Origin of the sequence: Amycolatopsis sp. NPDC102389 (assembly GCF_044765885.1) — a bacterium.
Taxonomy (GTDB): Bacteria; Actinomycetota; Actinomycetes; order Mycobacteriales; family Pseudonocardiaceae; genus Amycolatopsis.
On sequence record NZ_JBIWKX010000013.1, the window covers coordinates 10,103 to 31,464 of the forward strand.

A 21,362-nucleotide genomic window follows, 5' to 3' on the forward strand; every position below is an offset into this window, starting at 1 on the left:
CGTTTCGGGTTAGAACCCGAAACGCCACTCACGACCCACCCGCACCGACCATGCCACGTTTGCCTTACCCCTCGGTAACCCTCATTGCCACTCACGACCCCAGGCGAAATCGCACATATAGGACATTCAGTTACCCAAGAATGTCCTTTGTGGACGCTCGAAGCGCGAATCGCCAGAAGTGGCGCTGGCCACCAGTTATACGACTCTGCCTGGGCCTGGCGTCTCGCGCAGTGAAGGCCTCTCCCCGGCGCCGAACTGGACCTCGACCGCGGTCGAGAGTGCAGGGTGAAGTCATGGACCGATCGATTCTCGCGGTACGGGATTTCCTCGACGAGCCGCGCCTGCCCGCCAGTGTCGCCACCACCACCGGCCGCGGGAACCCGGCGTTGGCGATGATGTGGTTCGTGGCGGAGGAGCGCAGGTTGTGGTTCCACACCCCGGTGCCGGACGGCTTGCCGTCACCGTTCCTGGCCGCGGCTCGCGACAATCGTGAGGTCGCGGTCATGGTCGCGACCTTCGATCCGCCCGATGACGTCCGGCAGGTGCGGATGACCGGCCCCGCGAGGCTGGAGGGCAAGGACCTGCCGCGGATCCGTCGTATCTACGAGCGCTACATCTCCGGCTGGTCGCCGGACTGGGCAGAACATGCCGCGTCGCCGGACGCGCGGTTGTGGTCGATGTCCCCGGACCGGGGTATGGCCGTGGCCTACCCCGGTCTGGAGAACCGCCCGGTGTTCCGCTGGGCGAACGCGGCGGACGGGCCGTTCAGTTCCGGATGAAATCGAGCGTCCGGTACTCGTCGACCACGGCGGCGAGTTCGGCGATCCGCGCCTGTCCGGCGTCGACGAGCCGTTGCCCGGCGCGTGACCATTGCTCGAGATCGGGGGACATCCGCGGGATCTCGGCCAGGATCTCCGCGCTTTCGGCGAGGCTGAGCCCGACGCGCTGGGCGGCGACCGCGAGCCGGATGCGGCAGATCGCGTCGACCGTGAACCGGCGTGCGTTGCCCGCGGTGCGTTCGGCGGAGATGATGCGGTAGCGCTCGTAGTACCGGACGGCGTTGGCCGAAACCCCGGCCCTGCTCGCGACCTCGCTGATGGTCAGCCGGGCATCCGTCGTCATGCTGCGCTCCGTACCGTGATGGGTTCCGCCGTCGGGGCCGGGTTGGTCCGCAGCCTGACCACCAGGGCCAGCACCATGACCGCGAGGACACCGGCGAGGGTCACACGATACGCGTCCACGACGTCCCCGATGAGCGCCGAACCCGCCGCCGGATCGCTCAACGCGGCGAGCCCTCGGCCCGCGGTGGCGGCCGCGATCAGCCCGGTGAACGCCGCGCTCACCGCCGCTGTACCGACCGCGCTCGCGATGGTGCTGGCCAAGGGGAGGATCGCGGAACCGGACGCCAGGTCCGGGCCGCGCAGGTTCCGGCCGGCACTCACGATGGTGGGCATCATGATCGCTCCGGTGCCCGCTCCCTGGAGTACTCCCAAAATCGCCAGGACCGGGTACGGCGTGTCCGGTGCGAGGACGAGCACGGTCAGAGCGGTCGAGACGACGGCCAGGCCGAGCCCAGTCCCGACGACGATCCGCGGCCCGAAGCGTTCCAGGAGGCGGGCGGCCAGCTGGATGCTGATGCCCATCCCGATCGTGCCCGGCACCATCATCACCGCGCTGATCAGGGCCGAGTCGCCGCGGATCACCTGAACATAGGCCGGCATCAGCAGCATCGAGCCGAAGTACGGTCCGGCGTACAGGACGAGGACCGCGGCGTTGCGCCCGAAGGTCCGGTCGCGCAGGAGCCGGACGTTCAGCAGCGGCGCGTGATGCCGCCACGATCGGCGCGTGAACACGGCCACGAATGCCAGTCCGGCGGCGACGATCGCCGCCCGGATCTCCAGGCCGATCGTCTCTTCGCTGAATCCGTACGCCACCGCGACCACACCGGGGACCAGCAGCAGGGCACCGGCGAAATCGATCGGAGTGCGTTCCGCCGAAGAGGTGTCGGCGGGCACCCAGCGCAGCACGCCCACGACGGCGAGCAAGGCGGGCGGAACGGTGATGAAGAACAACGCCCGCCACGACAGGCTTTCCAGCAGGAGTCCGCCGAGCATGGGGCCCAGGATCGGACCGATCAGCAGCGGAAGGCCGGTGATCGTGGTCATCCGGCTGCGGCGTTCCGGGGCCACCGCGCCGAAACCGATGGTCATCCCCAGTGGATTGATGAGACCGCCGGCGAGGCCTTGCAGCGCCCGCGCGGCGATCAGCCAGCCCAGATCACCGGCGGCTCCGGCGGCCGCGGACGCCGCCGCGAACACGAGCAGCGCGGCCAGGTACACCCGGCGCGCTCCCCATCGTTGCGCGAAGGTCGCCGCCAGCGGCATCGCCGCGACCATGCCGAGCGCGTAGGCGGTCGCGATCCACTGGATCGTGGTGAGCGACGCGGAGAAGGTGGTCATGAACCGCGGTAGCGCGACGGCGACGATCGTGGTGTCGAGAACGGCCATCAGCCCGCCGAGCGCGATCACCGCGGCGATGCGCAGTTCCCGTCCGGTCAGGCGGTTCATGCCGCACTCGCCTGAACCGCGACGCGTCCGGCGCGCAGGGTGCGGGCCCACCAGCCCAGTTCGGTCATCGTCGCGACCAGCGCGCCGCGCTCGCCTTCGGTGCCCTCGTAGCCGTTCGGGCCGAGGCGGGTCCACGGAGCGTTCAGCAGAACCGCGTCGCGGATCGTGGTGGCCCTCAGCTCGGGGAAGATCAGCCGCAGTTGCTCGATCGCCCGGATGCCACCCGATCCCGCGCCGTAGCCGACGAACGCGACGGGCTTGTACGCCCATTCGCTGAAGTGCCAGTCGATCGCGTTCTTCAGCGCCGCGGGGAAGCTGTGGTTGTACTCCGGGGTGACGACCAGGTAGGCGTCGGCCGCGTGCAGCCTGTCGCTGATCACCGTCTCGGTGCCGCCGGGCCGTGTTCCCTGAAGCGGGAGATCGATGTCGGCGAGGTCGATCGGATCGACCTCCAGCCCGTCGATCGCGGCGAGTTCGGCCAGCAGCCAGCCGGTGATGGCGTCGGCGAAGCGTTCGTGCCGGACGCTGCCGATGATCACGGCGAGGCGGATGGGGGACTGCGTGGTGGTTTCTGTGCTCATGCCGACGACGCTAAAAGTTCGTCCATAGGCGAACTCAAGCCGTTGCGGCGCTGGTCACGAACCCTGGGCCTCTATCAATGTCGAGGTTGTAGGGCGCTCAGGTGAAGGCTTCTGCCGCGGCGCGGACACGAAGTTCCTCGAGTTCCTCGATCTGCCGTCGTGCCCGATCGATGAGGTCGTCGAGCCGTCCGGTGTCGAGACGGGGATCGGTCTCGGCGCGCACCCGCAAGGTCCGCCAGCCCGCCGCCTTGCCCTCGACTCCGAGACGCATCAGTTCGAGTTCCTCGAGTGAACTCAAGGGTGATCGTGAAACGAGCCGCCCGTTCAGCTTGAGCCGGCCCGCTTTCTCGCCGGCCCAAGCCATCGCGGTCTTGTAATGACGGACCGGGACCCGCAGCGCGGTCATGCACGCCAGCAGGGCGGCGCGGTCGTCGGCGATCTCTTCGGCGAGCCTGCTCAGCACCGCTTCTCCGCGTCGACCTCGCTCGGCCGCTGCAAGCCGTTTGGCGAGTTCGGTACCGGCGGTCGCACCCGCCAGATGATCGTTGAGGTAGATGCCGAGCAGGGCGGAGTCGGGGGAGGTGTCGGCCATGACCGACGCATACCCCGCCCTCGCCGGTTGACACGTAGGAAATCGCCTACGTATTGTCGCGGGATGAACATCGACCGCATCCAGTTCCTCACCGTGCCGGTCTCCGATCTGGCCAAGGCGCGGGACTTCTACCTCGGCAAGCTCGGCTTCGACCTGCTCGTCGACGTCAGCGCCGACATCGCGGAGCTTCGCGCCCAGGGCGTCGAGGTCCCCGACGCGGAAGAGATGCCCTGGGGTCGGGTGACGTCCCTGAAGGATCCCGACGGCAACGCGATGGGGCTGCTCGAAGCTTCGGGCTACGGGAACTGGCCGCGCTAGTGCCGGTCAACGACGACGTCTTCGCCGCGCTCGCGAACCCGGCCCGCCGTGAAGTCCTGGGCATCCTCCTCGACGGCCCGCGGGCGGCGGGGGAGATCGCCGAACGTTTCGACATGCGGCGGCCCAGCCTGTCCGAACACCTTCGGGTGCTGCGGGAGGCCGGGCTGGTCAGGGAAGAGCGGAAGGGCCGCAACCGCGTCTACTCTCTCGAAGCCGCTCCGCTGCAAGAGGTCTCCGACTGGCTTTCGCCCTACGAGCGCTACTGGCGGGACAAGCTCGGCAACCTGCGCGACCTGCTGGACGAGGAGGAGTTCTGAACGACGAGGACCCGACGGCCGTTCATGTCGACCAGTTCCTGGCGCATCCGCCGCGCAAGGTGTGGCGCGCGCTGACCGAACCGCGGCTGCTGGAACGCTGGCTCCGGATGCCGAACGACATCAAACCCGTTGTGGGACACCGGTTCGAACTGATCGCGGACCCCGTGCCGGCCGCCGGGTTCGAAGGCGGCCCGGTCGCCTGCGAGGTGCTGGCCGTGGAGCCGGAACGGTTGCTGAGCATCAGCTGGGGTCCAGAGTGGACGGTCACCTGGCGGCTCGTGCCGGAAGGCCGGGGGACCAGGCTGTTCCTCAGCCACGAGGGCTTCGATCCCGACGACGAGTTCCAGCGGATGTCGCGCCGGATCATGGGCGGTGGCTGGCGCACCGGCGTCCCGAAGGCTCTGGCGCGCGTATTGGACGAGATGCCCGGCTAGACGAGCGAGCCGACGGATCCGCTCTCGACAACGGGTCTAGGATCCCCGCTGTGACGGACGAGAAACCGCTCCGAGCCGATGCCCGCCGTAACCGCACACGGGTGTTGGAGGCCGCGGAGCGCGTCTTCACGGCCAAAGGCACCAGTGCGCCGACCGAGGAAGTCGCCCGCGAAGCAGGCGTCGGCGTCGGCACGGTGTTCCGGCACTTTCCGACGAAAGAAGCGCTGCTGGAAGCGGTGCTCTTCGCTCGCCTCCACCGCTTCGTCGACGAAGCGGAGGCCACGGTGGCCGCCGACTCACCCGATCCGGGCGCCGCGTTCTTCGGCTTCCTGACCGGCTGGATCGAGATGTCCGGCGCCAAGAACGCCTACTTCGAAGCCCTGTCGGCGGCCGGCGTCAGCGTGCCGTCAGCCGGATCGGTCATCGGCGTCCGGCTGAAGGACGCGCTCGGCGTGCTGCTCCGCCGGGCACAGGACACGGGCGACGTCCGCAAGGACCTCGGCGTCGACGAGCTGATCGCGGTGATCATCGGAACCGCGAAGGCGGCGGAGCATGCCGGGCCCGAGTTCCGGGCCCGGACGATCTGCATCCTCTTCGACGGGCTGCGGCCGCGTCAGGTGTAGGGGTCCATCGTCGGCCGCTTCGGCTTGAGCGCGTCGCCCGACGACTCGCCACGCAACCTGCGTTTGATCCACGGGACAGCGTGTTCCTTGCCCCACTGGAGATTCTCGGTTCGCCGCGCCCGCGGGCTCAGCGACGGCCGCGGCCCGAGAGCGGCGGGCGTCAGCCGGTGCGGCTCGCCGAGCGCGTCGAGGACGGCGATGGCGATCTCGTTGTGCCCCAACGAGTTCAGATGCAGGCGGTCCGGAGCCCACAGACGCCGGTCCCGCAACTGGCGCATCGCCCACATGTCCACCAGCAGTGCCCCATGGCGCGCGGCGATACCGCGGACGTGCTCGTTGTAGATCGCGACGCGGCCCCGGATCGTGCGGAACAACGCGTCTTCGACCCCGTCGACACCGGTGAACAGGATGACCCGCGCCCCGGCGGCGACCACCTTGCCGACCGCGACGTCGTAATCCTCGACCAGGGCGTCGATGTCGACCTTCGGCCGCATCAGGTCGTTGCCGCCGGCGTAGAGCGTCACGAGATCCGGGTTCAGCGCGAGCGCCGGGTCGAGCTGTTCCGTCAGGACCTGCCCGAGGAGCTTGCCGCGAATCGCGAGGTTGGCGTAGCGGAAGTCCTGGTGGTTGGCCGCGAGCGCGCCCGCGACACGGTCTGCCCAGCCGCGGACGCCGTTGGGGGACGACGGGTCCTCGTCGCCGACACCCTCGGTGAAGGAGTCACCAAGTGTGACTAAGCGCTTGTTCATACCTGGATGTTACTGAAGCGATCGTGAGTAGCCGGACCAACCCTTGACAGTCTTCGACGCCGTTCATACATTCATACAGCCAATGTCAATCTGTATGAATGACGCTGGGAGTTGGTCCGCATGCGACTCGGCAAGACCGCCGTCGTCCTCGGTGGCAGCGCCGCCGGCCTCTGCACCGCGGGAGCGCTCGCCCCGTATTTCGACGAAGTACTGGTACTCGAACGCGACGAGCTGCCGTCCGAGGCCGAACATCGGCGCGGGGTCCCGCAGAGCAAGCATCCGCATTTCCTGCTGAACTCGGGCCGCCGCGCGATCGGCGCGCTGTTCCCCGGCTTCGAGGACGACCTCATCGCCGCCGGCGGACTGCATCTGATGCCGTCCATGGACGCCGCGTATCTCGACGGAAAGGGCTGGTCGGCGCGGAAACGCAGCGCGATGACGATGATCTACGGCTCGCGGATCCTCATCGAACGCGTGTTGCGCGACAAGGTCCGAGGTCTGCCGAACGTCGTGATCCGCGAGGGCGTCGCGGTCAGCGGGCTGACGACGCGGGATGGGGCCGTCACGGGCGTCGGCTTCCCCACCCAGGACGGCGACGAACACCTCGACGCCGATTTCGTGGTGGACGCGATGGGCCGCGGTTCCTCTGTCAGCGCTTGGCTGGTGGCGGCGGGCTGGCCCGAGCCGGAAGTGCGGACCCTCGACGCCAAAGTCACCTACACCTCGCGTTGGTACGAGCTGCCGTCAGCCGAGGAACGGCCCCCGTCCTGGTGGTGGCGGCATCTGGTGATCATGCCGACGCCCGACAAGGGCGCGCATCCGGACGAGCACGAGTTCCTGGTCAACTTCTTCCCGATCGAGGACAACCGGGTCATCGCGTGCATGGGCTCGTGGGGCCTCGAGATGCCGCGTACCACCGCGGCGTTCGTCGAGTCGGCCCGCCGGGTGCGGGCGCCGCTGTTCGCGGCCGCGATGGACCGGTCGACCCCGACCTCCGAGGTACATCTGACCCGCTCGACCGGCAACAAATGGCGCCGCTACGACCGGCTCCGCACCCCGCCGGAGCGCTTGGCGTTCGTCGGCGACTCGATCTGCGCGTTCAACCCGTTTTACGCGCAGGGCATCAGTTCCGCCGCGGGTTCGGCATTGTTGCTGCGCGAGCAGCTCTCTCGCACCGAGCGTCTCGACCCGGAGTTCGCCGCACGATTCCTCGCGGCACAACGAAAGCTGCTCAACGTGCCGTGGAGCCTGGCGATGGCGAGGGATCAGGGTTACGCCTGCGCGGTGGGCACCGAAAAGGCGCCTGAGTGGAAGCGACGGCTGCTCGAGGCCGTGTCCGGCCCGGCGTTCAGGCTCATCGTCGGTGCCGCCCGCGAAGACGACGTCGTCGACGAGCACTTCGCGAAGGTGTTCAACCTCGACGAGTCACTGCGCGACATGATGACGAACCCGCGGGTGATCGCGGGGCTCCTGCGCTACCGGATCCGGGCCGCGCTGGGACGGCACCGGATCCCGTTCGACTTCGACGCTCGTGCCGAACCGCCGGTCACCGACTACTCGCCGAAGGGCGGCGCCGCCGAAGCGGCGGTCTCCCGATGAGCGCGGTGTGCGGGCCGGACGCGGAAGCCGTCACTCGCGGGCTCGGCTTCGACTGCCATGACGTGTCCCCGTGGCTCTCGATCCGCCCGCCGTGGGCGGCGGCTCACTGGACGATGCCGCTGCTGGAACTGCTCGTCCTCGGCGGAGCCGTGTTCGCGCTGGTGCACGCCGTCCGACGGTATCGCCAGGGTGACTCGACAAATCTGGCGCTGTGGTGCGCTTCGCTGGTCTATCTCTTCGTCATCGAACCGCCGCTGTACTTCCCGGAGTGGTTCGGCCTCGAGCGCCAGTACGGTTTCATCTTCGCCCACAACCGGTTCACCGTGCAGTTCATGTGGGATCGGCTGCCGCTCTACATCGTGGCGTTCTACCCGATGATCAGCCAGCTCGCCTACGAACTCGTCCGCTCGCTCGGGATCTTCCGTGCCCGTGGCGCGCTGATCGGGTCGGTGGCCGTCGCCTTCGCCTGTCAGGTCTTCTACGAGGTCTTCGATCATCTCGGCCCGCGGTCGACCTGGTGGGCGTGGAACGGGAACAACCGGATCGTGAATCACCCGGCGTTCGATTCGGTGCCCATGACCAGCATGCTGCTCTTCGCGTCCGTTTCGATGGGCGCCATGACCTATCTGGTCGTGCGGTTGGCGGGTGGAGCGCGGCGAGGGTGGTCGTTGGTGGCACGGATCGTGGTGGCCGGTGTCCTCACCCCGCCGAGCATGGCGATCGCCGGGCTCCCGTCGAGCGTCTTCAGCGGGAACGTGACCGCGCAGGCCTGGGTTCTCGGCGTCGAGCTGGCCCTGCTGTGGCTGGCGGGCAGCTGGATCTTCATCCGGCACGGACGTTCCGAAGAGACTTTGCCGCCCTTCGCCCGGTTCTATCCCGCTGTCTACCTGGGCGGGATGGCCGTGTTCTGGGTGAGCGCCGTCATCGAAAACGGCGTCTCGGCGGGGAGCGGCCTCTACGTACTGGCCTGCTTCGTGGCCGCCGGGCTGATGCTGACCGCGCTGTACCAGGTGCGCCGTGCGGCACCTGCCACCGTCTGAGATTCTCCGTTCGGGGAAGATGAGGCGTATGGGGCACCACGGATGGCGGGGCAACCCGCCCGGAACCGAGCGCGAGGCGCGTCGCCGGATCGTCGAGGCGGCGACGGCGTGCATCGACCGGGTCGGCCTCGCCAAGACGAGCCTCTCGGACGTCGCCGCGGAAGCGGGCGTGACCCGGCAGACCGTCTATCGCTACTTCCCGAGCCTCGCGGACATCCTCAGCGCGGTCGCGCTGGACCGGGTCGAGGAGTTCGCCGGGCGGATGGAACGGCATCTGGCCACCTTCGCCGACCCCGCCGAAGTCGCCGTGGAATCGGTGGTGTTCGGGGTCCGGGCCGTCCCCGACGAGCCCTACCTGGGACTGCTCTTGAAAGCGGGCGAGGCCGACGTCTTCACCGTCGCGGTCACTTCGTCGCAGTCGTTCGCGCTCGGCGCGCGGATCCTCCGGAACGTGCCGGTCGACTGGGCGGCGGTGGGCGTCACGACCGACGAGGACTTCGAGGGGCTCGCCGAAATGCTGATGCGGCTGTTCCTGTCGTTCCTGCAGTACCCCTCGACGCCGGCTCACACCGACGAGCGATTGCGGTCCTTGGTCCGCCGCTGGGTCGGCCCGGCGCTGACCGCACGGCCGTGACAATCGAAGTCCGTGAAGTATCAACGCGGATGGTAGTAATTCACCGACAATAGCCGGGCTTCTTGTCTGGCCTTCACGATGCTGCCACCCTCGCCGAAGACGATCATCGGCGAAAGGGGAGTGCATGGGCTGGTGGTGGCAGGCATTCTTCGACGCCGCACCGTGGTCGCTGCTCGTCGCCGCGGCCGGTGCGGTCGTCGCCGAATTCGTCGCGCGCCTCGGTGGAAAACGGCGCGGTCCTTTCGCGGTCGCCCTGGATTTCGCTTTGCTGGCAGCGCTTTTCGCCGTACTTCTGGTCGTTTTCGTACCGGCGCCGACGGCGGCACGCGGTTCGTCGGTGAGTCTTCACCTGCTGGCCGATGTCCTGCCCGTCTTCAGCGATCGTCCCGAACTCGCCGTGTTCCAGTTGGCGGGCAACGTCTTCCTGCTGACGCCGCTCGCGATCCTGGCGCCGATGCGCTTCGGCTGGGCGAAGCCCGTGTCACGGGTCGTCCTGTCGGCGTTCCTGGTGTCCGTGTCGATCGAATGTCTTCAGGTCTGGCAGGACGCCGGACGCGTGGGTTCAGTGGACGACGTCCTGTGCAACACGGCGGGAGCCGCGCTCGCGGCCTGGTGCGCAAGCCGGTGGCGTGGCCGGGCGGCGGGCAGTGTTCGCGTGTGGCACCGATCGGGGATCGAGGTTCGGCGTTCCGGTGTGGTGAACGCGCGCCGCGGGCAACGGCTGATCGGCTGTGTGACCTTGAGCGACCTGCCGCCGCTGGCCGAAGGCGCGACCCTGGAGATCACACTGTCCGAATCGGACGGTGGAGCCCTCCTCGTTTCCGCGCGGGCGTCGGTGGCGGCGTGAACCGCGAGCGCTACCTCGGCCGGACGGCGGCGAGGACGGCGTCCAGGCTGGGAAGCCACCGCTGCCGGGGATCCGGCGCGGAAAGCCATTCCGCATGGGCTTCGGCGCGTCCGGAGTCGGCGGGCAAGGGGAGCAATGAGCCCCAGGCGAGCACTTCGACGTGCTGCGGCAGGGAGATCCGAGGGGGAATCAGGCCGTCGGTCTCCGCGAGGATGGCCACGCGCGGGCCCTGCTGGGTCAGCACCGCCATGGCGGGACCTCCGCAGCCGGTGTCGGCGAGCCGGGTGAGGATCTGGGCGCCGTTGATCTTGGGCAGGGTCACCGCGCAGATCCCGCCTTCCAGCACCAGGAACGGCTGCGGTCCCCGCCATTTCAGCGACCAGCCGAAGAGACGGCCGTAGAAGGCGTCACCACGGGGGCGGATCGAGCGTGACTCGACCGGAAGCACTTGGTGGTCCAGCGACATCGTCGGCGCCTTCCGAGCGGAGGGTGGGGGACTCCGCACAGCCTAACGGCACTCAGTGCCACTAGCAAGTGGCTGCTACCGTCCCGCTATGACCGATTCGCCGCGCCGGGCGCCGGTGACCCGAGCCGGCGCCACTCCCGCGGGCAGGCGCCGGCTGCGTCGAGCGCTCGCGGCGGCGGCCGTGGACCTGTTCGTGGCCAAGGGGTACGAGGCCACCACGGTGGACGAGATCGCGGCCGCCGCGGGGGTGGGCCGCCGGACGTTCTTCCGGTACTTCGACGCCAAGGACGACGTGCTCTTCGCCAACCACGACGAGATCGTGGCCGAGATGGAGGAGACGTTCGCCGCCGCGGACCCGGATCGCGACCCGGTGGAGGTGGCTTGTTCCGCCGTCGGGCTGGTCCTCGACTCCTATGCCGCGGAACTCGACGTTTCGCTCAAGCGGTTCACCCTGACGCGAACGGTGCCTTCCCTGCGGGACAAGGAAGTCGCGACCGTCGACCGCTATCAGCGTGTGCTCGCGCGCTACCTGCGGGCGCGCTTCACGGAGCAGGGCGACGAGACGGCGAGCCTGCGGGCGGCGGTGGCGGCCGCGGCGATCGCGGCCGCCAACAACCATGTGCTGCGGCGCTGGCTGCGCAGTGGCGGGCAGGACGACATCGCCGCCAGTGCGGCGGAGGCCTTCGCGCTGGTGATCGATGCGTTCAGGGTGCGGGACACCGCTGCCGAAACGACGGTGGTGGCGGTGATGACGACGGCGACGCCGCTGCACGACGTCATCGCCAAGGTCAACGCCGCCTTGAACGAGCCGTAGCCTGTTCTGGCACTCAGTGCCATGAGTCGATCCGAAGGTAGGGTGACGCCTGATGGTCACCCGACAGCGCCTGCGGGCGTGGTGGAATGCCCTGCGCTACACGGCATTCGCCGGAACCGACGCCCCGCCGAAACGCTCGGCGGGGTTGCGCTGGCTGCGCGCGCTGGCGATCGTCGGATGCGGACTCTGGGCGGGCTTCGTCACGTTCTCGACCGTCTCGGTCTCGCCGCCCGCGAAGACGTTCAACGTGCTCGTCACCGTGCTGCCCTGCCTGATCGCGGTGCGTTCGCCGCTATGGGGCTGGCGCGCGCTGATCGTCGGCGTCGTGAGCACCCCGCTGACCTTGCCAGGGATCGCCGCCTCCTGGGGCTGGCCGTGGGCACCGGGCCTCGCGCTCACGGCGGCGCTCGTCTTCTACCTGGTGGGGGAGAGCAACGATCAGGCGGAACTGACCTGGGCGGGGCTGATCTCGTTCGGTGCCGCCACGCCCTTCCTGGGTGATTGGCGTGACGCGGCGCTGCTCGTGCTGCTGGGCGGGATCGCGTTCTTCCTCGGCAACACGGTCCGGCAGCGCAGGCTCGCCGAAGAAGAACGGGCGGCACAACAGGAACGCAGGCTCGCCGAGGAGACCCGCGCGGCCCTGCTGGAAGAACGTGCGGGCATCGCGCGGGAACTGCACGACGTGGTCGCGCACCATATGTCGGTGCTCGCGGTGCGCGCGGACTCGGCACGGTTCCGGTTCGCCGATCCGGCCAAGGCCGACCGTGAAGCCGAGATCTGGCGGGAGTTCGCCGACCTCGCCGGAACCGCTCGCGAGGGGCTGACCGAGCTGCGCCGGCTGCTCGGCGTGCTTCGGTCCGAGGATCACGCCCTGCCGACTTCGCCGCAGCCGGGGCTGGGCAAGGTGGTCGAGCTCGTGGAAGGGGTGAGGGCCGCCGGCACCGCGTGTGAACTCAACCTGCGGGGAGACCTCGACGCCGTCCCGGTCGGGGTCGCGTTGTCGGTGTTCCGGATCGTGCAGGAAGCACTCAGCAACGCGATCCAGCACGCTCCCGGGACGTCGATCTCCGTCGAACTCGCGGCCGGGCCTGGTTCCGTCCGGCTGCTCATCGAGAACGGACCCGGCGACGGTCCGAAAAGGACGGAACGGACCGGCGGCGGACACGGTCTGGTGGGGATGCGGGAGCGGGCGGCTATGCTCGCGGCCGATCTTGAGGCAGGGGAGCGGCCGGACGGCGGTTTCCTTGTCGTGCTGACCGTTCCGCTCGATCGTGAGGGGTATCCGCAACCGTGATCTCGGTGGTCATCGCCGACGATCAGACCATGGTCAGGCAGAGTTTCCGCGCGGTGCTCGACGCGCAGCCCGACATGCGGGTGGTGGGGGAGGCCGTGGACGGGACCGCCGCCGTCGCACTGTGCGCCGACCTCGCGCCGGACGTCGTGCTGATGGACGTGCGGATGCCCGAACTCGACGGCATCGAGGCGACCCGGCGGATCGTGGCGGGGCGGCAAGAGGTCCGCGTGCTGATCCTCACCACCTTCGACATCGACGAATACGTGTTCGGCGGGCTGCGGGCGGGCGCCAGCGGCTTCCTGCTGAAGGACTCCCCGCTGGACGACCTCGTCACCGCGGTCAGGGTGGTGTCCGCGGGCAACGCGTTGTTCGCGCCGACGATCACCAGGCGATTGATCGGTGAGTTCACCCGCACCCACGCCCCGGCGCACTCGGGGCGTGACCTTGTGGCCGAGCTGACCGCACGTGAGACGGAAGTGCTCCGGCTGGTCGCCCGAGGTCTCTCCAACGCCGAGATCGCCGAAGCGCTGGTGATCGCGGAACAGACGGCGAAATCCCATGTCAGCAGGGTTTTCGCCAAACTCGGTGTGCGGGATCGCGCCCAAGCGGTCATGGTCGCGTACGAGGCGGGGCTCGTCGTGCCGGGAACCACGCCCTGATACCGGGGTAGGGGAACGCGCGAAACCCGGTACCGGGGTAGCGGCGCCAAGACGGTTCCCCAGGGCGATGTCTCCCGGCGGGATTCCGGAGATCGTTTCCTCATGGATCGGTCACGAGGGCGGCGCGTCGACCCGGCACTGATGGTCGTCGGCGGAGCGATGACCGTCTTCGCCTTGGTGGCGCTCGTCCGGTGGATGCGGGAGCTGCCGCTCGGCGTCGATTCGGCGGTCTATCGCGCGGGTGGATTCGCCGTGGTGGAAGGGGAAAGTCTCTACTCACCACTGCGGGCGCTCCCCGAATGGGCACCGGAGCTCCCGTTCACCTATCCGCCGTTCGCCGCGCTGCTCTTCACCTCGCTGACCGCGCTGCCCACCCAGCTGTGCTGGGGTCTGCTCGCGCTGGCGTCCGCGCCGTCGCTCTATTTCGCGCTCCGGCCGTTCGCCGATCGGGCTCACCTGCCGCTTCTGCTGCTCGGCGCGTTCGCGCTCCAGCCGGTGTGGCAGACCGTCGGCCTCGGCCAGGTCAACCTCGTCCTGATGGCCGCCGTGGTGACGGACATGGTCCTCCTGCGTGAGTCGCGCTGGCGCGGGATCACGATCGGGATCGTCGCGGCCGTCAAACTGATCCCGCTGATCTTCATCGTCCATCTCCTGGTGGTGCGGCGTACCGCCGACGCGGCACGCGCGCTCGCGGCCTTTCTCGGCGCGACGGCGTTCGCGACGGCCGTCCTGCCGGTCGACTCCGTTCGCTTCTGGACCTCGGCGATCTTCAACGACCATTTCGCCGAGATGAAGGGCTGGGTGGGAAACCAGTCGTGGCAGGGATTCGTCGCGCGGACCGTCCCGGAAGGACGGACGACCACCGTGGTGATCGTGGGCTTCGGTGCGGCGTTCGCGGCGTTGTCGATATGGCTTGTGCGGCGGCTCGACCGAGCGGGTGACGACCGAGCCGCACTGCTGGTCACGGCAGGATGCTCCCTGCTGATCAGCCCGATCTCGTGGACCCACCACTGGGTGTGGGTGGTGCCCGCGATCGGCTGCCTGGCGGCCGGGGGACGCCGCGTGCTGGCGCTGGTGATCGCCGTCCTGTTCACCGGGTGGACGGTCGCCGTCGTCCCGGGCGGCGGGGGAGCGGAGCGCGACTGGAACCTCGCGGAGGCCTTGATCGGCAACGGCTACCTGATCGCCCTCCTCGTCGCGGGACTCACCCGCCTACCCCGACGTATAACGCTCTATACGTCGGGGCGACGTACGTCATTCCTCGACGTCAGGCGCGTTCTCCCGGCCTCCTTCGTGTAGAGCAAAAGAAACGCGAGGATGCCCGCGATCCCAGCGACGACACAGACGTGGTCGGCGACATCGGTGCCGAACAGCGTCACGATCGGCCCGGAACCGGCGACGATGCCGAGCGCTTGCCCGGCGACGACCACGAAGCCGCCGACGAGGAACGCGAACAGGCAGACACGGGTCGCGGCCAGCAGAATCCGGTACACGGCGATCACGCTCCAGGAAGCCACAGCAGGCCGACGGCCATCAGCACGCCGAACAGCAGGGTGGGCAACAGGTAGTAGAGGACGACCGGGACGAAGATCCGTACCGGGTTGATCTCGGCGATGCCCGCCGCGACGTAGAGCGGCGCGGCGCCGGGCGGCGAGCATCCCTCCGACGACGCCCACACGAGGATCGCCGCGAAGGCGACGTGCGGCGGGATGCCGGCGGCGGTGAGCGCGGCGAACGCCACGGGCCCCACGGCGGCGACCGTGGACGTCGTGTTGAGCGGTCCGGCGACGAGCACGATGACGACGCCGACCACGATGGCCGCCACCAGCGGCGAGACCCCGGTGAGGCCTTCGAGGTAGGGCTTGAGCTGATCGTCGAGGCCGAGCGTCTTCAACACGTTCGACGCGGCGAAGGCGGAGATCATCGTGACTCCGACCAGGCCGAGTTTGGGGCCGACCGCGCCGAAGAGATCCCACCACTGCGCCCGGCCCTTCGGCAGCAGCTTCCGCTCGACGAGCAGGCCGACCAGCAGCATGACGATCGGCAGCCAGATCAGGAGCGGGATGGCGTCGGAAGCGTCGACGCCGATGCGGGCCGAGATGAAATCCGCGGTCGGCGGGGCGGTGAGCAGGATCGGGACGGCGATCGAGCCGAGGACGACCAGTGACGGCCAGCCGACCTTGAACGACGCGCGCAGCGGGTGGATGTCCTGTGGCTCCATCGCCTGCACGCCACGGCGTTTGACGATGACGTAGGCCATGATCAGCCGCATCCCCACCATCCAGGCGCCGGTGACGAAGATCGTCGCGACGATGTCGCCCGCGCTGAGCACCGGCAGCACGGTCGGGGCGGCCAGGAGGATGAAAAAGGCGCCGCTGAAGGGAAAGGTGGCGCCGACACCGGCGTTCCCGGACAGGACGAGGGCCGCGGTCTCACCGCTCGCCTTGGACCTTTTCATCCAGGGGATGGTGATCGATCCGACCGTGGCGACGATCGCGGCACCGTTGTGGGCGACCGCGCCGAAAAGCCCGGAAGCGACGGTCGCGGCGTAGGCCGACCCGCCTCGGCGGCGGCCGAGGAAGGAGCTGAGGATGTCGACCATCCGCTGCACCAGGCCGGTCCTGGTGAGCAGCTCGCTGACGAAGACGAACGCCAGCGCGGCGAAGGTGATCTCGGACTTGAGCCCGTCGACCAGGCTTTCCCAGGCGACGGCGAAGAAGTCCGTGCCCGCGAAGGCCGCGGTGACGAGAAAGCCGACGACCATCGCTTCGCCGATGTTGCGTTTGAAGACCGCGTTCCACACGACGATGGCGGCGATGAACGCGACCAGCGCCAGGATCGCGTTCACGCTTGAGTCCTTGGTGTGGTCTCGGTGACGAGGCCGGCGTCACGGTAGGCGGCCTTGGCTTCCGGTCCGAAAAGGAAGCGCAGCAGGTCCGCTGCTTCCGGCGGGGCCGAGCGGCCGAGCGCGGCAGAGAGTTCGCTGTAGTGCTGGGCTCCGTCGGGGAGCGGGCCGACGATCCGGGCCTGCGGGACGAACTTCAGTTCGCTGAGCTGCTGGACCGCGAGGTCGGCGCGGCCATCGACGACGGCGAGCGCGGTGAAGCCCTTCTCCACCACCGTGGCACGTGCGTTCACCTCGTCGGCGATGCCCAGGTCTTCCAGCAGCCGGGCGAAGTAGATCCCGCTCGCGCCGCTGCGGGAGTAGGCGACGGATCGAGCCGACGTGAGAGCCGTCCGCAGGGCGTCCACCGTGCCGATGTCGGGATCGTCGAGCTCCGGTGCCGTGGCGATGCCGATACCGCTTTTCGCGAGGACGACGCGGGAATCGGGGGTGAGCGCGCCGGCGGCTTCCAACCCGGCGAACGCGGTGGACACGGCGATCACGACGTCGGGCTCGGCGCCCTCCCTGATCTTCTCGACCAGGATGGTGGTGGGGTCGAACGTAACGTCGACGTCGACGGCGTGCTTCGCCTTGAACGCGCTCAGCAGTACGTCGTCCAGTGCCTTCTTGACGGAGAGCGCGCTGAAGAGGCTGATCATGGGGTGTCCTTTCGGGCGGGTGGGGAGTGGAGGGCGTCGCGCTGACGATCGGTCAGCGGCCGGGTGGAACGGCCTCGCAGGAGCAGGAAGATCTCCGCGGTGTGCTCGAGTTCTTCGAGGGTGTCCAAGGCGGTGTCGAGGTTCGTCCCGGCGACCACCGGGCCGTGGTTGGCGAGCAACAGCGCCGGATGGCCCGCGGCGGCGCGGGCGATCGGTTCGGTGACGCCGGGATCCCCTGGCGGGTGGTAGGGGAGCAGCGGGAGACGGCCGACCCGCATCGCGAAGTACGCGGTCAGCGGCGGAATGGCGTCATTTGGGTCGAGGCCGTCCAGACACGAGACGGCGGCGGAATGCGTCGAGTGGGTGTGCACGACGGCGTTGTCGGATGGCCGCTCCCGCAGGACGGTCGCGTGGAAGAAGGCCTCCTTCGACGGCGGTGGTCCGGCGAGGTGGTTTCCGTCGGCGTCGACGACCGACAGATCTCCGGGGCGCACGGTGCCGAGACAGGCCCCGGTCGGCGTGACCAGGATCTGTTCGCCGTAGCGCAGCGAGATGTTGCCCGTACGGCCGTGGGTGAGTCCGCGGTCGTACAGCGACCTGGCCGCGGCGATGACGCGTTCGCGCTGGAGCCGGTCGGTGCTCATGAGGCGGACGCCGTCGCGAGCAGGTCCGGATCGCCGAAGTTGCCGGATTTGAGCAACAGGGCCGGCTGACGGTCCTCGACGGGGTGGATCCACGGCACGCCGGGGGCGGCTTCGGCTCCGATGACGCCGCCGCGGACGCCGAGCGCGGTGACCACCGCGCCGGAGGTCTCGCCGCCGGCGGCCACGAGCCTGCGCACACCGCGCTCGACGAGACCGACGGCGATGAGCCCGGTCGCCTTCTCCAGGATCGCGGCGGCCCGCGTGACACCCAGTTCTTGTTGTGTACGTCGAAGATCCGCCGGGCTCGACGAGGAGTAGACGAGCGGTCCGGGTTCGGTCTGGGCGTCGTACCAGGTGAGTGCTTCCGCCGCGAGCGCGTCCGGATCCGGCGTGGCCACCGGGTCGAGCCGGTGCGCGGGACGTCCGAGCCGGTGCAGGACGGCGACCTGCTCCAGCGTTCGCGCCGAGCAGCTGCCCGACAGTACGGCTGCGGGGCCGGTCGGGGCGGGCGGCTCGGTCGAGGGAGGCATCGTGGAGGCTCGCGCGGCGGCGAGACCGGCCGCGAGCCCCGCCGCGCCGGCGACGAGTGGTGAGCCGGCCGCGACCCGGCCCAGCAGCCGCAGATCCTCTTCGGTGAGCGCGTCGACGAGTACGTAGCCGCTCGTGCCGCTGACCGCTTCACGTACGGCGGTCTCGCCGCGCCGGACGATGTCGTGCTTGACGAGCGCGACCGGTGTGGTGGTCTGCGCTCGCAGCAGCCGAGGTAGATGTGAGTCGGTCATCGGCGTCGCGGGATGGTCGCGCATGGGCGATTCGGCCAACAGGGTGTCCCCGACGAAGAGGTGGCCCTGGTACTGCGTTCGCCCGTGCTCCGGTGAGCTGGGCGTCATCAGGACGCTTCCGGATGACAGGGCCTGCGAGAGCGCGTCGAGAACCGGGCCGATGTTGCCGCGTGGCGTCGAGTCAAAAGTGGAGCAGTACTTGAAGTAGATCTGCCCGGCGCTCCGATTCCGCAGCCACCGCAACGCATCCAAGGACGTCGAGACCGCTTCCGCCGCCGGGGCCGCGCGGCTCTTGAGGGCGATCACGATCGCGTCGTGCGGCGGTGTCACCTCGCTTTCGGGCGGGACACCGAAGAACAGGACGGTGCGCAGCCCGCCTCGGCGGAAGGCGACGGCGACGTCGGTCGCGCCCGTGAAGTCGTCGGCGATCGCGCCGAGCACGCCGGTCATTCCCCGATCACCGCCTTCAGTCTCGCAGCGGCGCTGCGGGGCCCGGACACGACCGGTACGCCGAGCGCGGCGGCCAGCTCGTCCGCCGCCGGGGCGAGCGAGTACTGGGCGAGCAGGACGAGGTCCCAGCCGTCGGCTCGTGCCCGGCAGGTCTCGACGAGCTTGTCCGGCGCGAGAAGTCCGCCGACCTCGACGGGGATTCCTTTCTCGCGTGCCGCCTGTTCGAAGCGTTCCGTCGAGTCGCTCAGCGCCGCCGCCAGTGAGGCGACCACGAGGATCCTGGTGCGGCCGCTGGAAAGCGCGTCGTCGAAGGCCGCCTCGTCCGGGGCGAGGAGCGGGACCGGTGCGTCGACCTGTTTCGTGACCTCGCCGTAGAGCGAGCACGTGAGCAGGACACCGTCGGCGCCGCCGGAGACCGCGTAGCCGATGAGACGGCGCATCCGATCGTCCAAGGCGGGGGTGCGGCCGTTCTCGCCGACGTCGGCCAGCAGCCGGTCGTCGAGGATGTTCCACGGGCGAGCCCGCGGGAAACCCTTCTCCAGGGCGGACACGGCGGGTGGGATCGCGGCCGGGGTGGCGCTGATCAACGCGATGCGGGGGTTCATCGGATCTGCTCCTTGATCCAGCTCAGACCTGCTTCGGTGCCGTTGGCCGGCTTGTACTCGCAGCCGATCCAGCCGTCGTAGCCCTCGGATCGGAGGGTCTCGAAGACGTCGGTCCAGGGGATGCCGCCGGTACCGGGCTCGGCCCGGCCGGGGGAGTCGGCGAGCTGCAGATGGGCTGTCCGGGGCAGGAATTCCCGGAGCGCCGCGACGACGTCCTTCTCGTCGATGGAGGCGTGATAGACGTCGAAGAGCAGGCGCACGTGAGGCTCGCCGATCGCGTCGCACACCGCGGCCGCGTGTGCCTGGTCGTCGAGGACGAAGCCCGGCGCGTCTTGTTTGTTCTGTGCCTCCAGCAGCAGCCGGACGCCGCTGCCTCGCGCCTGGTCGGCGGCCCACGCGATGTTCGCGACGTACTGCGCGAAGGCGCGGTCACGGGAGACACCGTCGGGCCGGATCCCGGCGGGCAGGTGCAGGAACGCGCTGTTCAGGCTCACGGCGTACTCGAGGCCCAGCTCCACTCCCGCGCGGAACTCGGCGGTGCGTCCTGGCAGGCACGCGTAGCCGAGCCGCTCGGGGGAGCCGGGTTCGCCGGTCGGGGAGTTGATCAGGATCTGGGTCAGGCCGGCGTCGGCGAGCCGCCGGACGAGCGTGGCGGCGGGGAAGGAGTACGGCGAGGCGTACTCGACGGCGGTGAAGCCCGCCGCCGCTGCCGCGTCGAAGCGCTGTTCGAAGGGGAGTTCCGTGAACAGCCACTTGAGGTTGGCGTCGAGGCGGAGTCCATTGTGGAGGATCATCGGCGGTACCCGGGGTTCGCGACGTTGCCGGGGGTGCGTCCTTGGAGGACGTCGATCACCTGCTGGACGGCCATCATGCTGGAGCGGGATCTGGCCTGTTCGGTCGCGGCCCCGATATGGGCGGTGATCACGACGTTGTCGAGCCCGCGCAGCCTGCTGTCGAGTGGCAAGGGCTCCTCCGTGAGCACGTCCAGGGCAGCGCCCGCCAGCGCGCCGTTCTCCAAGGCGTCGGCGAGGGCGTCCTCGTCCACCACTTCGCCGCGCGCGGTGTTGATCAGGAAAGCCCCGGGCTTGACCTTCCGCAGTGCGGACGCGTCGATCAGGTGACGGGTGGAGTCGTCGAGGAAGATGTGCAGGCTGAGGAAGTCGGCCTCCGCCAGGACTTCGTCGAAGGTGCGGGCTTCGACGCCGGTCTCCGCGAGGAAGTCGAGGTCCGGGTACGGATCGTGGGCGACGACCCGCATCCCGAGCGCCAGCGCCAGACGGGCCACCGTCTTGCCGATCGATCCCAGCCCGATCAGGCCCAGCACGGCGCCGTCGAGCTCCCGTCCGCTGCGCTGCTCCCAGCGGCCCGCCTGGACGCTCGCGATGTTCTGGGGAATGAGGCGGGCGCAGTTGAGCATGAGCGCGAGGACGTGCTCGGCGACCGATCGGCGGTTCGCGCCGGGGGTGTAGGTGACGGCCACGCCGGCACGGGTCGCCGCGTCGAGGTCGATGTTGTCGTAACCGGCTCCGCAGCGGCCGAACACCTTGAGCCGCGTGGCGCCTTCGATGACTTCGGCGGTGAAGGCGTCGGTGCCCGCGACGATCCCGTCGGCGTCGCGGACGAGGTCGGCCAGGGGAGTGGCGGTGGCCTCGCGCTGCGCGGGGGTGGTGAAGACGGTGTCGAAACCCGCGTCCGAGAGCAGCTTGTCGACCTCGCCGCCGGGCTTCAGATACGAGGTCGTGACGAGTACGCGCATGGTCATCCGGTTCGTTTCTCCTGTTCGGGGCGGCCTGATGCAAATACT

The 21,362-nt window shown here is 69.3% G+C and carries 27 protein-coding genes; 13 read left to right on the forward strand and 14 right to left on the reverse strand.

Annotated elements, in window-relative coordinates; all coding sequences use genetic code 11:
* Nucleotides 1–293 precede the first annotated feature (293 nt).
* A complete protein-coding gene (locus ACIRGA_RS14160) occupies nucleotides 294–779 on the forward strand; it encodes a pyridoxamine 5'-phosphate oxidase family protein (protein ID WP_400940723.1) in 486 nt (161 codons plus the stop codon).
* Here ACIRGA_RS14160 and ACIRGA_RS14165 read toward each other — a convergent pair.
* The 4 genes from ACIRGA_RS14165 to ACIRGA_RS14180 all read right to left on the reverse strand — a co-directional run bounded on the left by ACIRGA_RS14165 (nucleotide 766) and on the right by ACIRGA_RS14180 (nucleotide 3,740).
* Nucleotides 766–1,122 (reverse strand): MerR family transcriptional regulator, encoded by a 357-nt coding sequence (locus ACIRGA_RS14165; protein WP_400940725.1) that lies wholly within the window; start codon nucleotides 1,120–1,122, stop codon nucleotides 766–768. The two genes, ACIRGA_RS14160 and ACIRGA_RS14165, sit on opposite strands and share 14 nt — an antisense overlap.
* Nucleotides 1,119–2,567 (reverse strand): DHA2 family efflux MFS transporter permease subunit, encoded by a 1,449-nt coding sequence (locus tag ACIRGA_RS14170; RefSeq protein ID WP_400940728.1) that lies wholly within the window; start codon nucleotides 2,565–2,567, stop codon nucleotides 1,119–1,121. The genes ACIRGA_RS14165 and ACIRGA_RS14170 overlap by 4 nt, the downstream gene beginning before the upstream one ends.
* On the reverse strand, nucleotides 2,564–3,148 hold the full coding sequence (locus tag ACIRGA_RS14175; RefSeq protein WP_400940731.1) for an NADPH-dependent FMN reductase: 585 nt from the start codon (nucleotides 3,146–3,148) through the stop codon (nucleotides 2,564–2,566). Before ACIRGA_RS14175 ends, ACIRGA_RS14170 begins: the two co-directional genes overlap by 4 nt.
* A 97-nt stretch (nucleotides 3,149–3,245) precedes the next feature.
* A complete protein-coding gene (locus tag ACIRGA_RS14180; protein WP_400940733.1) occupies nucleotides 3,246–3,740 on the reverse strand; it encodes a hypothetical protein in 495 nt (164 codons plus the stop codon).
* A gap of 63 nt (nucleotides 3,741–3,803) precedes the next feature.
* Between ACIRGA_RS14180 and ACIRGA_RS14185 the strand changes: the two genes are divergently transcribed.
* The 4 genes from ACIRGA_RS14185 to ACIRGA_RS14200 are packed head-to-tail and all read left to right on the forward strand — an operon-like array spanning nucleotide 3,804 to nucleotide 5,432.
* A complete protein-coding gene (locus ACIRGA_RS14185) occupies nucleotides 3,804–4,058 on the forward strand; it encodes a VOC family protein (RefSeq protein ID WP_400940736.1) in 255 nt (84 codons plus the stop codon).
* Nucleotides 4,058–4,375, forward strand: a complete 318-nt coding sequence (locus ACIRGA_RS14190; protein WP_400940739.1) for a metalloregulator ArsR/SmtB family transcription factor — start codon at nucleotides 4,058–4,060, stop codon at nucleotides 4,373–4,375. Before ACIRGA_RS14185 ends, ACIRGA_RS14190 begins: the two co-directional genes overlap by 1 nt.
* Nucleotides 4,372–4,809, forward strand: coding sequence for an SRPBCC domain-containing protein (locus ACIRGA_RS14195; protein WP_400941084.1), 438 nt, complete (start codon nucleotides 4,372–4,374; stop codon nucleotides 4,807–4,809). Before ACIRGA_RS14190 ends, ACIRGA_RS14195 begins: the two co-directional genes overlap by 4 nt.
* 50 nt (nucleotides 4,810–4,859) lie before the next feature.
* Nucleotides 4,860–5,432, forward strand: a complete 573-nt coding sequence (locus ACIRGA_RS14200) for a TetR/AcrR family transcriptional regulator (protein WP_395878783.1) — start codon at nucleotides 4,860–4,862, stop codon at nucleotides 5,430–5,432.
* Here the strand turns inward: ACIRGA_RS14200 and ACIRGA_RS14205 are convergent.
* The gene (locus ACIRGA_RS14205; protein WP_400940743.1) at nucleotides 5,423–6,181 is read right to left on the reverse strand and encodes an SGNH/GDSL hydrolase family protein; all 759 of its coding nucleotides are present in this window, start codon (nucleotides 6,179–6,181) and stop codon (nucleotides 5,423–5,425) included. The two genes, ACIRGA_RS14200 and ACIRGA_RS14205, sit on opposite strands and share 10 nt — an antisense overlap.
* 120 nt (nucleotides 6,182–6,301) lie before the next feature.
* Here ACIRGA_RS14205 and ACIRGA_RS14210 point away from each other — a divergent pair, with 120 nt between their 5' ends.
* The 4 genes from ACIRGA_RS14210 (at nucleotide 6,302) to ACIRGA_RS14225 (ending at nucleotide 10,301) form a co-directional block, all read left to right on the forward strand.
* Nucleotides 6,302–7,780, forward strand: a complete 1,479-nt coding sequence (locus ACIRGA_RS14210; protein ID WP_400940745.1) for an FAD-dependent oxidoreductase — start codon at nucleotides 6,302–6,304, stop codon at nucleotides 7,778–7,780.
* A complete protein-coding gene (locus tag ACIRGA_RS14215; RefSeq protein WP_400940747.1) occupies nucleotides 7,777–8,820 on the forward strand; it encodes a hypothetical protein in 1,044 nt (347 codons plus the stop codon). The genes ACIRGA_RS14210 and ACIRGA_RS14215 overlap by 4 nt, the downstream gene beginning before the upstream one ends.
* Before the next feature lie 28 nt (nucleotides 8,821–8,848).
* Complete coding sequence (locus ACIRGA_RS14220) at nucleotides 8,849–9,454, forward strand: TetR/AcrR family transcriptional regulator (RefSeq protein WP_400940749.1); 606 nt, start codon at nucleotides 8,849–8,851, stop codon at nucleotides 9,452–9,454.
* A 124-nt stretch (nucleotides 9,455–9,578) separates the two neighbouring features.
* On the forward strand, nucleotides 9,579–10,301 hold the full coding sequence (locus ACIRGA_RS14225; protein ID WP_400940751.1) for a VanZ family protein: 723 nt from the start codon (nucleotides 9,579–9,581) through the stop codon (nucleotides 10,299–10,301).
* Between the two features lie 10 nt (nucleotides 10,302–10,311).
* Here the strand turns inward: ACIRGA_RS14225 and ACIRGA_RS14230 are convergent, their stop codons facing one another.
* Entirely contained in the window at nucleotides 10,312–10,767 is a 456-nt protein-coding gene (locus ACIRGA_RS14230) for a glycogen operon protein GlgX (protein ID WP_400940754.1), read from the reverse strand.
* Nucleotides 10,768–10,855: 88 nt separating this feature from the next.
* On the opposite strand from ACIRGA_RS14230, the gene ACIRGA_RS14235 reads away from it, so the two are divergent.
* From ACIRGA_RS14235 to ACIRGA_RS14250, 4 genes are all read left to right on the forward strand, one after another.
* Nucleotides 10,856–11,581 (forward strand): TetR family transcriptional regulator, encoded by a 726-nt coding sequence (locus tag ACIRGA_RS14235; protein WP_400940757.1) that lies wholly within the window; start codon nucleotides 10,856–10,858, stop codon nucleotides 11,579–11,581.
* 52 nt (nucleotides 11,582–11,633) lie between these two features.
* Complete coding sequence (locus ACIRGA_RS14240) at nucleotides 11,634–12,875, forward strand: histidine kinase (RefSeq protein WP_400940760.1); 1,242 nt, start codon at nucleotides 11,634–11,636, stop codon at nucleotides 12,873–12,875.
* Nucleotides 12,872–13,534: a response regulator gene (locus ACIRGA_RS14245; RefSeq protein WP_400940763.1), complete on the forward strand. Its 663-nt coding sequence runs from the start codon at nucleotides 12,872–12,874 to the stop codon at nucleotides 13,532–13,534. The genes ACIRGA_RS14240 and ACIRGA_RS14245 overlap by 4 nt, the downstream gene beginning before the upstream one ends.
* A 102-nt stretch (nucleotides 13,535–13,636) precedes the next feature.
* Nucleotides 13,637–14,833: a glycosyltransferase 87 family protein gene (locus ACIRGA_RS14250; protein ID WP_400940765.1), complete on the forward strand. Its 1,197-nt coding sequence runs from the start codon at nucleotides 13,637–13,639 to the stop codon at nucleotides 14,831–14,833.
* Here ACIRGA_RS14250 and ACIRGA_RS14255 read toward each other — a convergent pair.
* From ACIRGA_RS14255 to ACIRGA_RS14290, 8 genes are read right to left on the reverse strand one after another with little or no spacing between them, the layout of a single operon-like run.
* Nucleotides 14,767–15,027 (reverse strand): hypothetical protein, encoded by a 261-nt coding sequence (locus tag ACIRGA_RS14255; RefSeq protein WP_400940768.1) that lies wholly within the window; start codon nucleotides 15,025–15,027, stop codon nucleotides 14,767–14,769. The two genes, ACIRGA_RS14250 and ACIRGA_RS14255, sit on opposite strands and share 67 nt — an antisense overlap.
* Nucleotides 15,028–15,032: 5 nt before the next feature.
* Nucleotides 15,033–16,382 (reverse strand): TRAP transporter large permease subunit, encoded by a 1,350-nt coding sequence (locus tag ACIRGA_RS14260; protein ID WP_400940771.1) that lies wholly within the window; start codon nucleotides 16,380–16,382, stop codon nucleotides 15,033–15,035.
* Entirely contained in the window at nucleotides 16,379–17,077 is a 699-nt protein-coding gene (locus ACIRGA_RS14265) for a molybdate ABC transporter substrate-binding protein (RefSeq protein ID WP_400940774.1), read from the reverse strand. Before ACIRGA_RS14265 ends, ACIRGA_RS14260 begins: the two co-directional genes overlap by 4 nt.
* Nucleotides 17,074–17,721, reverse strand: a complete 648-nt coding sequence (otnC, locus tag ACIRGA_RS14270; RefSeq protein ID WP_400940777.1) for a 3-oxo-tetronate 4-phosphate decarboxylase — start codon at nucleotides 17,719–17,721, stop codon at nucleotides 17,074–17,076. The genes ACIRGA_RS14265 and otnC overlap by 4 nt, the downstream gene beginning before the upstream one ends.
* Nucleotides 17,718–18,953: a 3-oxo-tetronate kinase gene (gene otnK, locus ACIRGA_RS14275; protein ID WP_400940780.1), complete on the reverse strand. Its 1,236-nt coding sequence runs from the start codon at nucleotides 18,951–18,953 to the stop codon at nucleotides 17,718–17,720. Before otnK ends, otnC begins: the two co-directional genes overlap by 4 nt.
* A complete protein-coding gene (locus tag ACIRGA_RS14280; RefSeq protein ID WP_400940783.1) occupies nucleotides 18,950–19,558 on the reverse strand; it encodes a hypothetical protein in 609 nt (202 codons plus the stop codon). The genes otnK and ACIRGA_RS14280 overlap by 4 nt, the downstream gene beginning before the upstream one ends.
* The gene (locus ACIRGA_RS14285) at nucleotides 19,555–20,352 is read right to left on the reverse strand and encodes a hydroxypyruvate isomerase family protein (protein WP_400940785.1); all 798 of its coding nucleotides are present in this window, start codon (nucleotides 20,350–20,352) and stop codon (nucleotides 19,555–19,557) included. The genes ACIRGA_RS14280 and ACIRGA_RS14285 overlap by 4 nt, the downstream gene beginning before the upstream one ends.
* Nucleotides 20,349–21,320, reverse strand: a complete 972-nt coding sequence (locus ACIRGA_RS14290; RefSeq protein WP_400940787.1) for a phosphoglycerate dehydrogenase — start codon at nucleotides 21,318–21,320, stop codon at nucleotides 20,349–20,351. Before ACIRGA_RS14290 ends, ACIRGA_RS14285 begins: the two co-directional genes overlap by 4 nt.
* Between the last annotated feature and the right edge of the window lie 42 nt (nucleotides 21,321–21,362).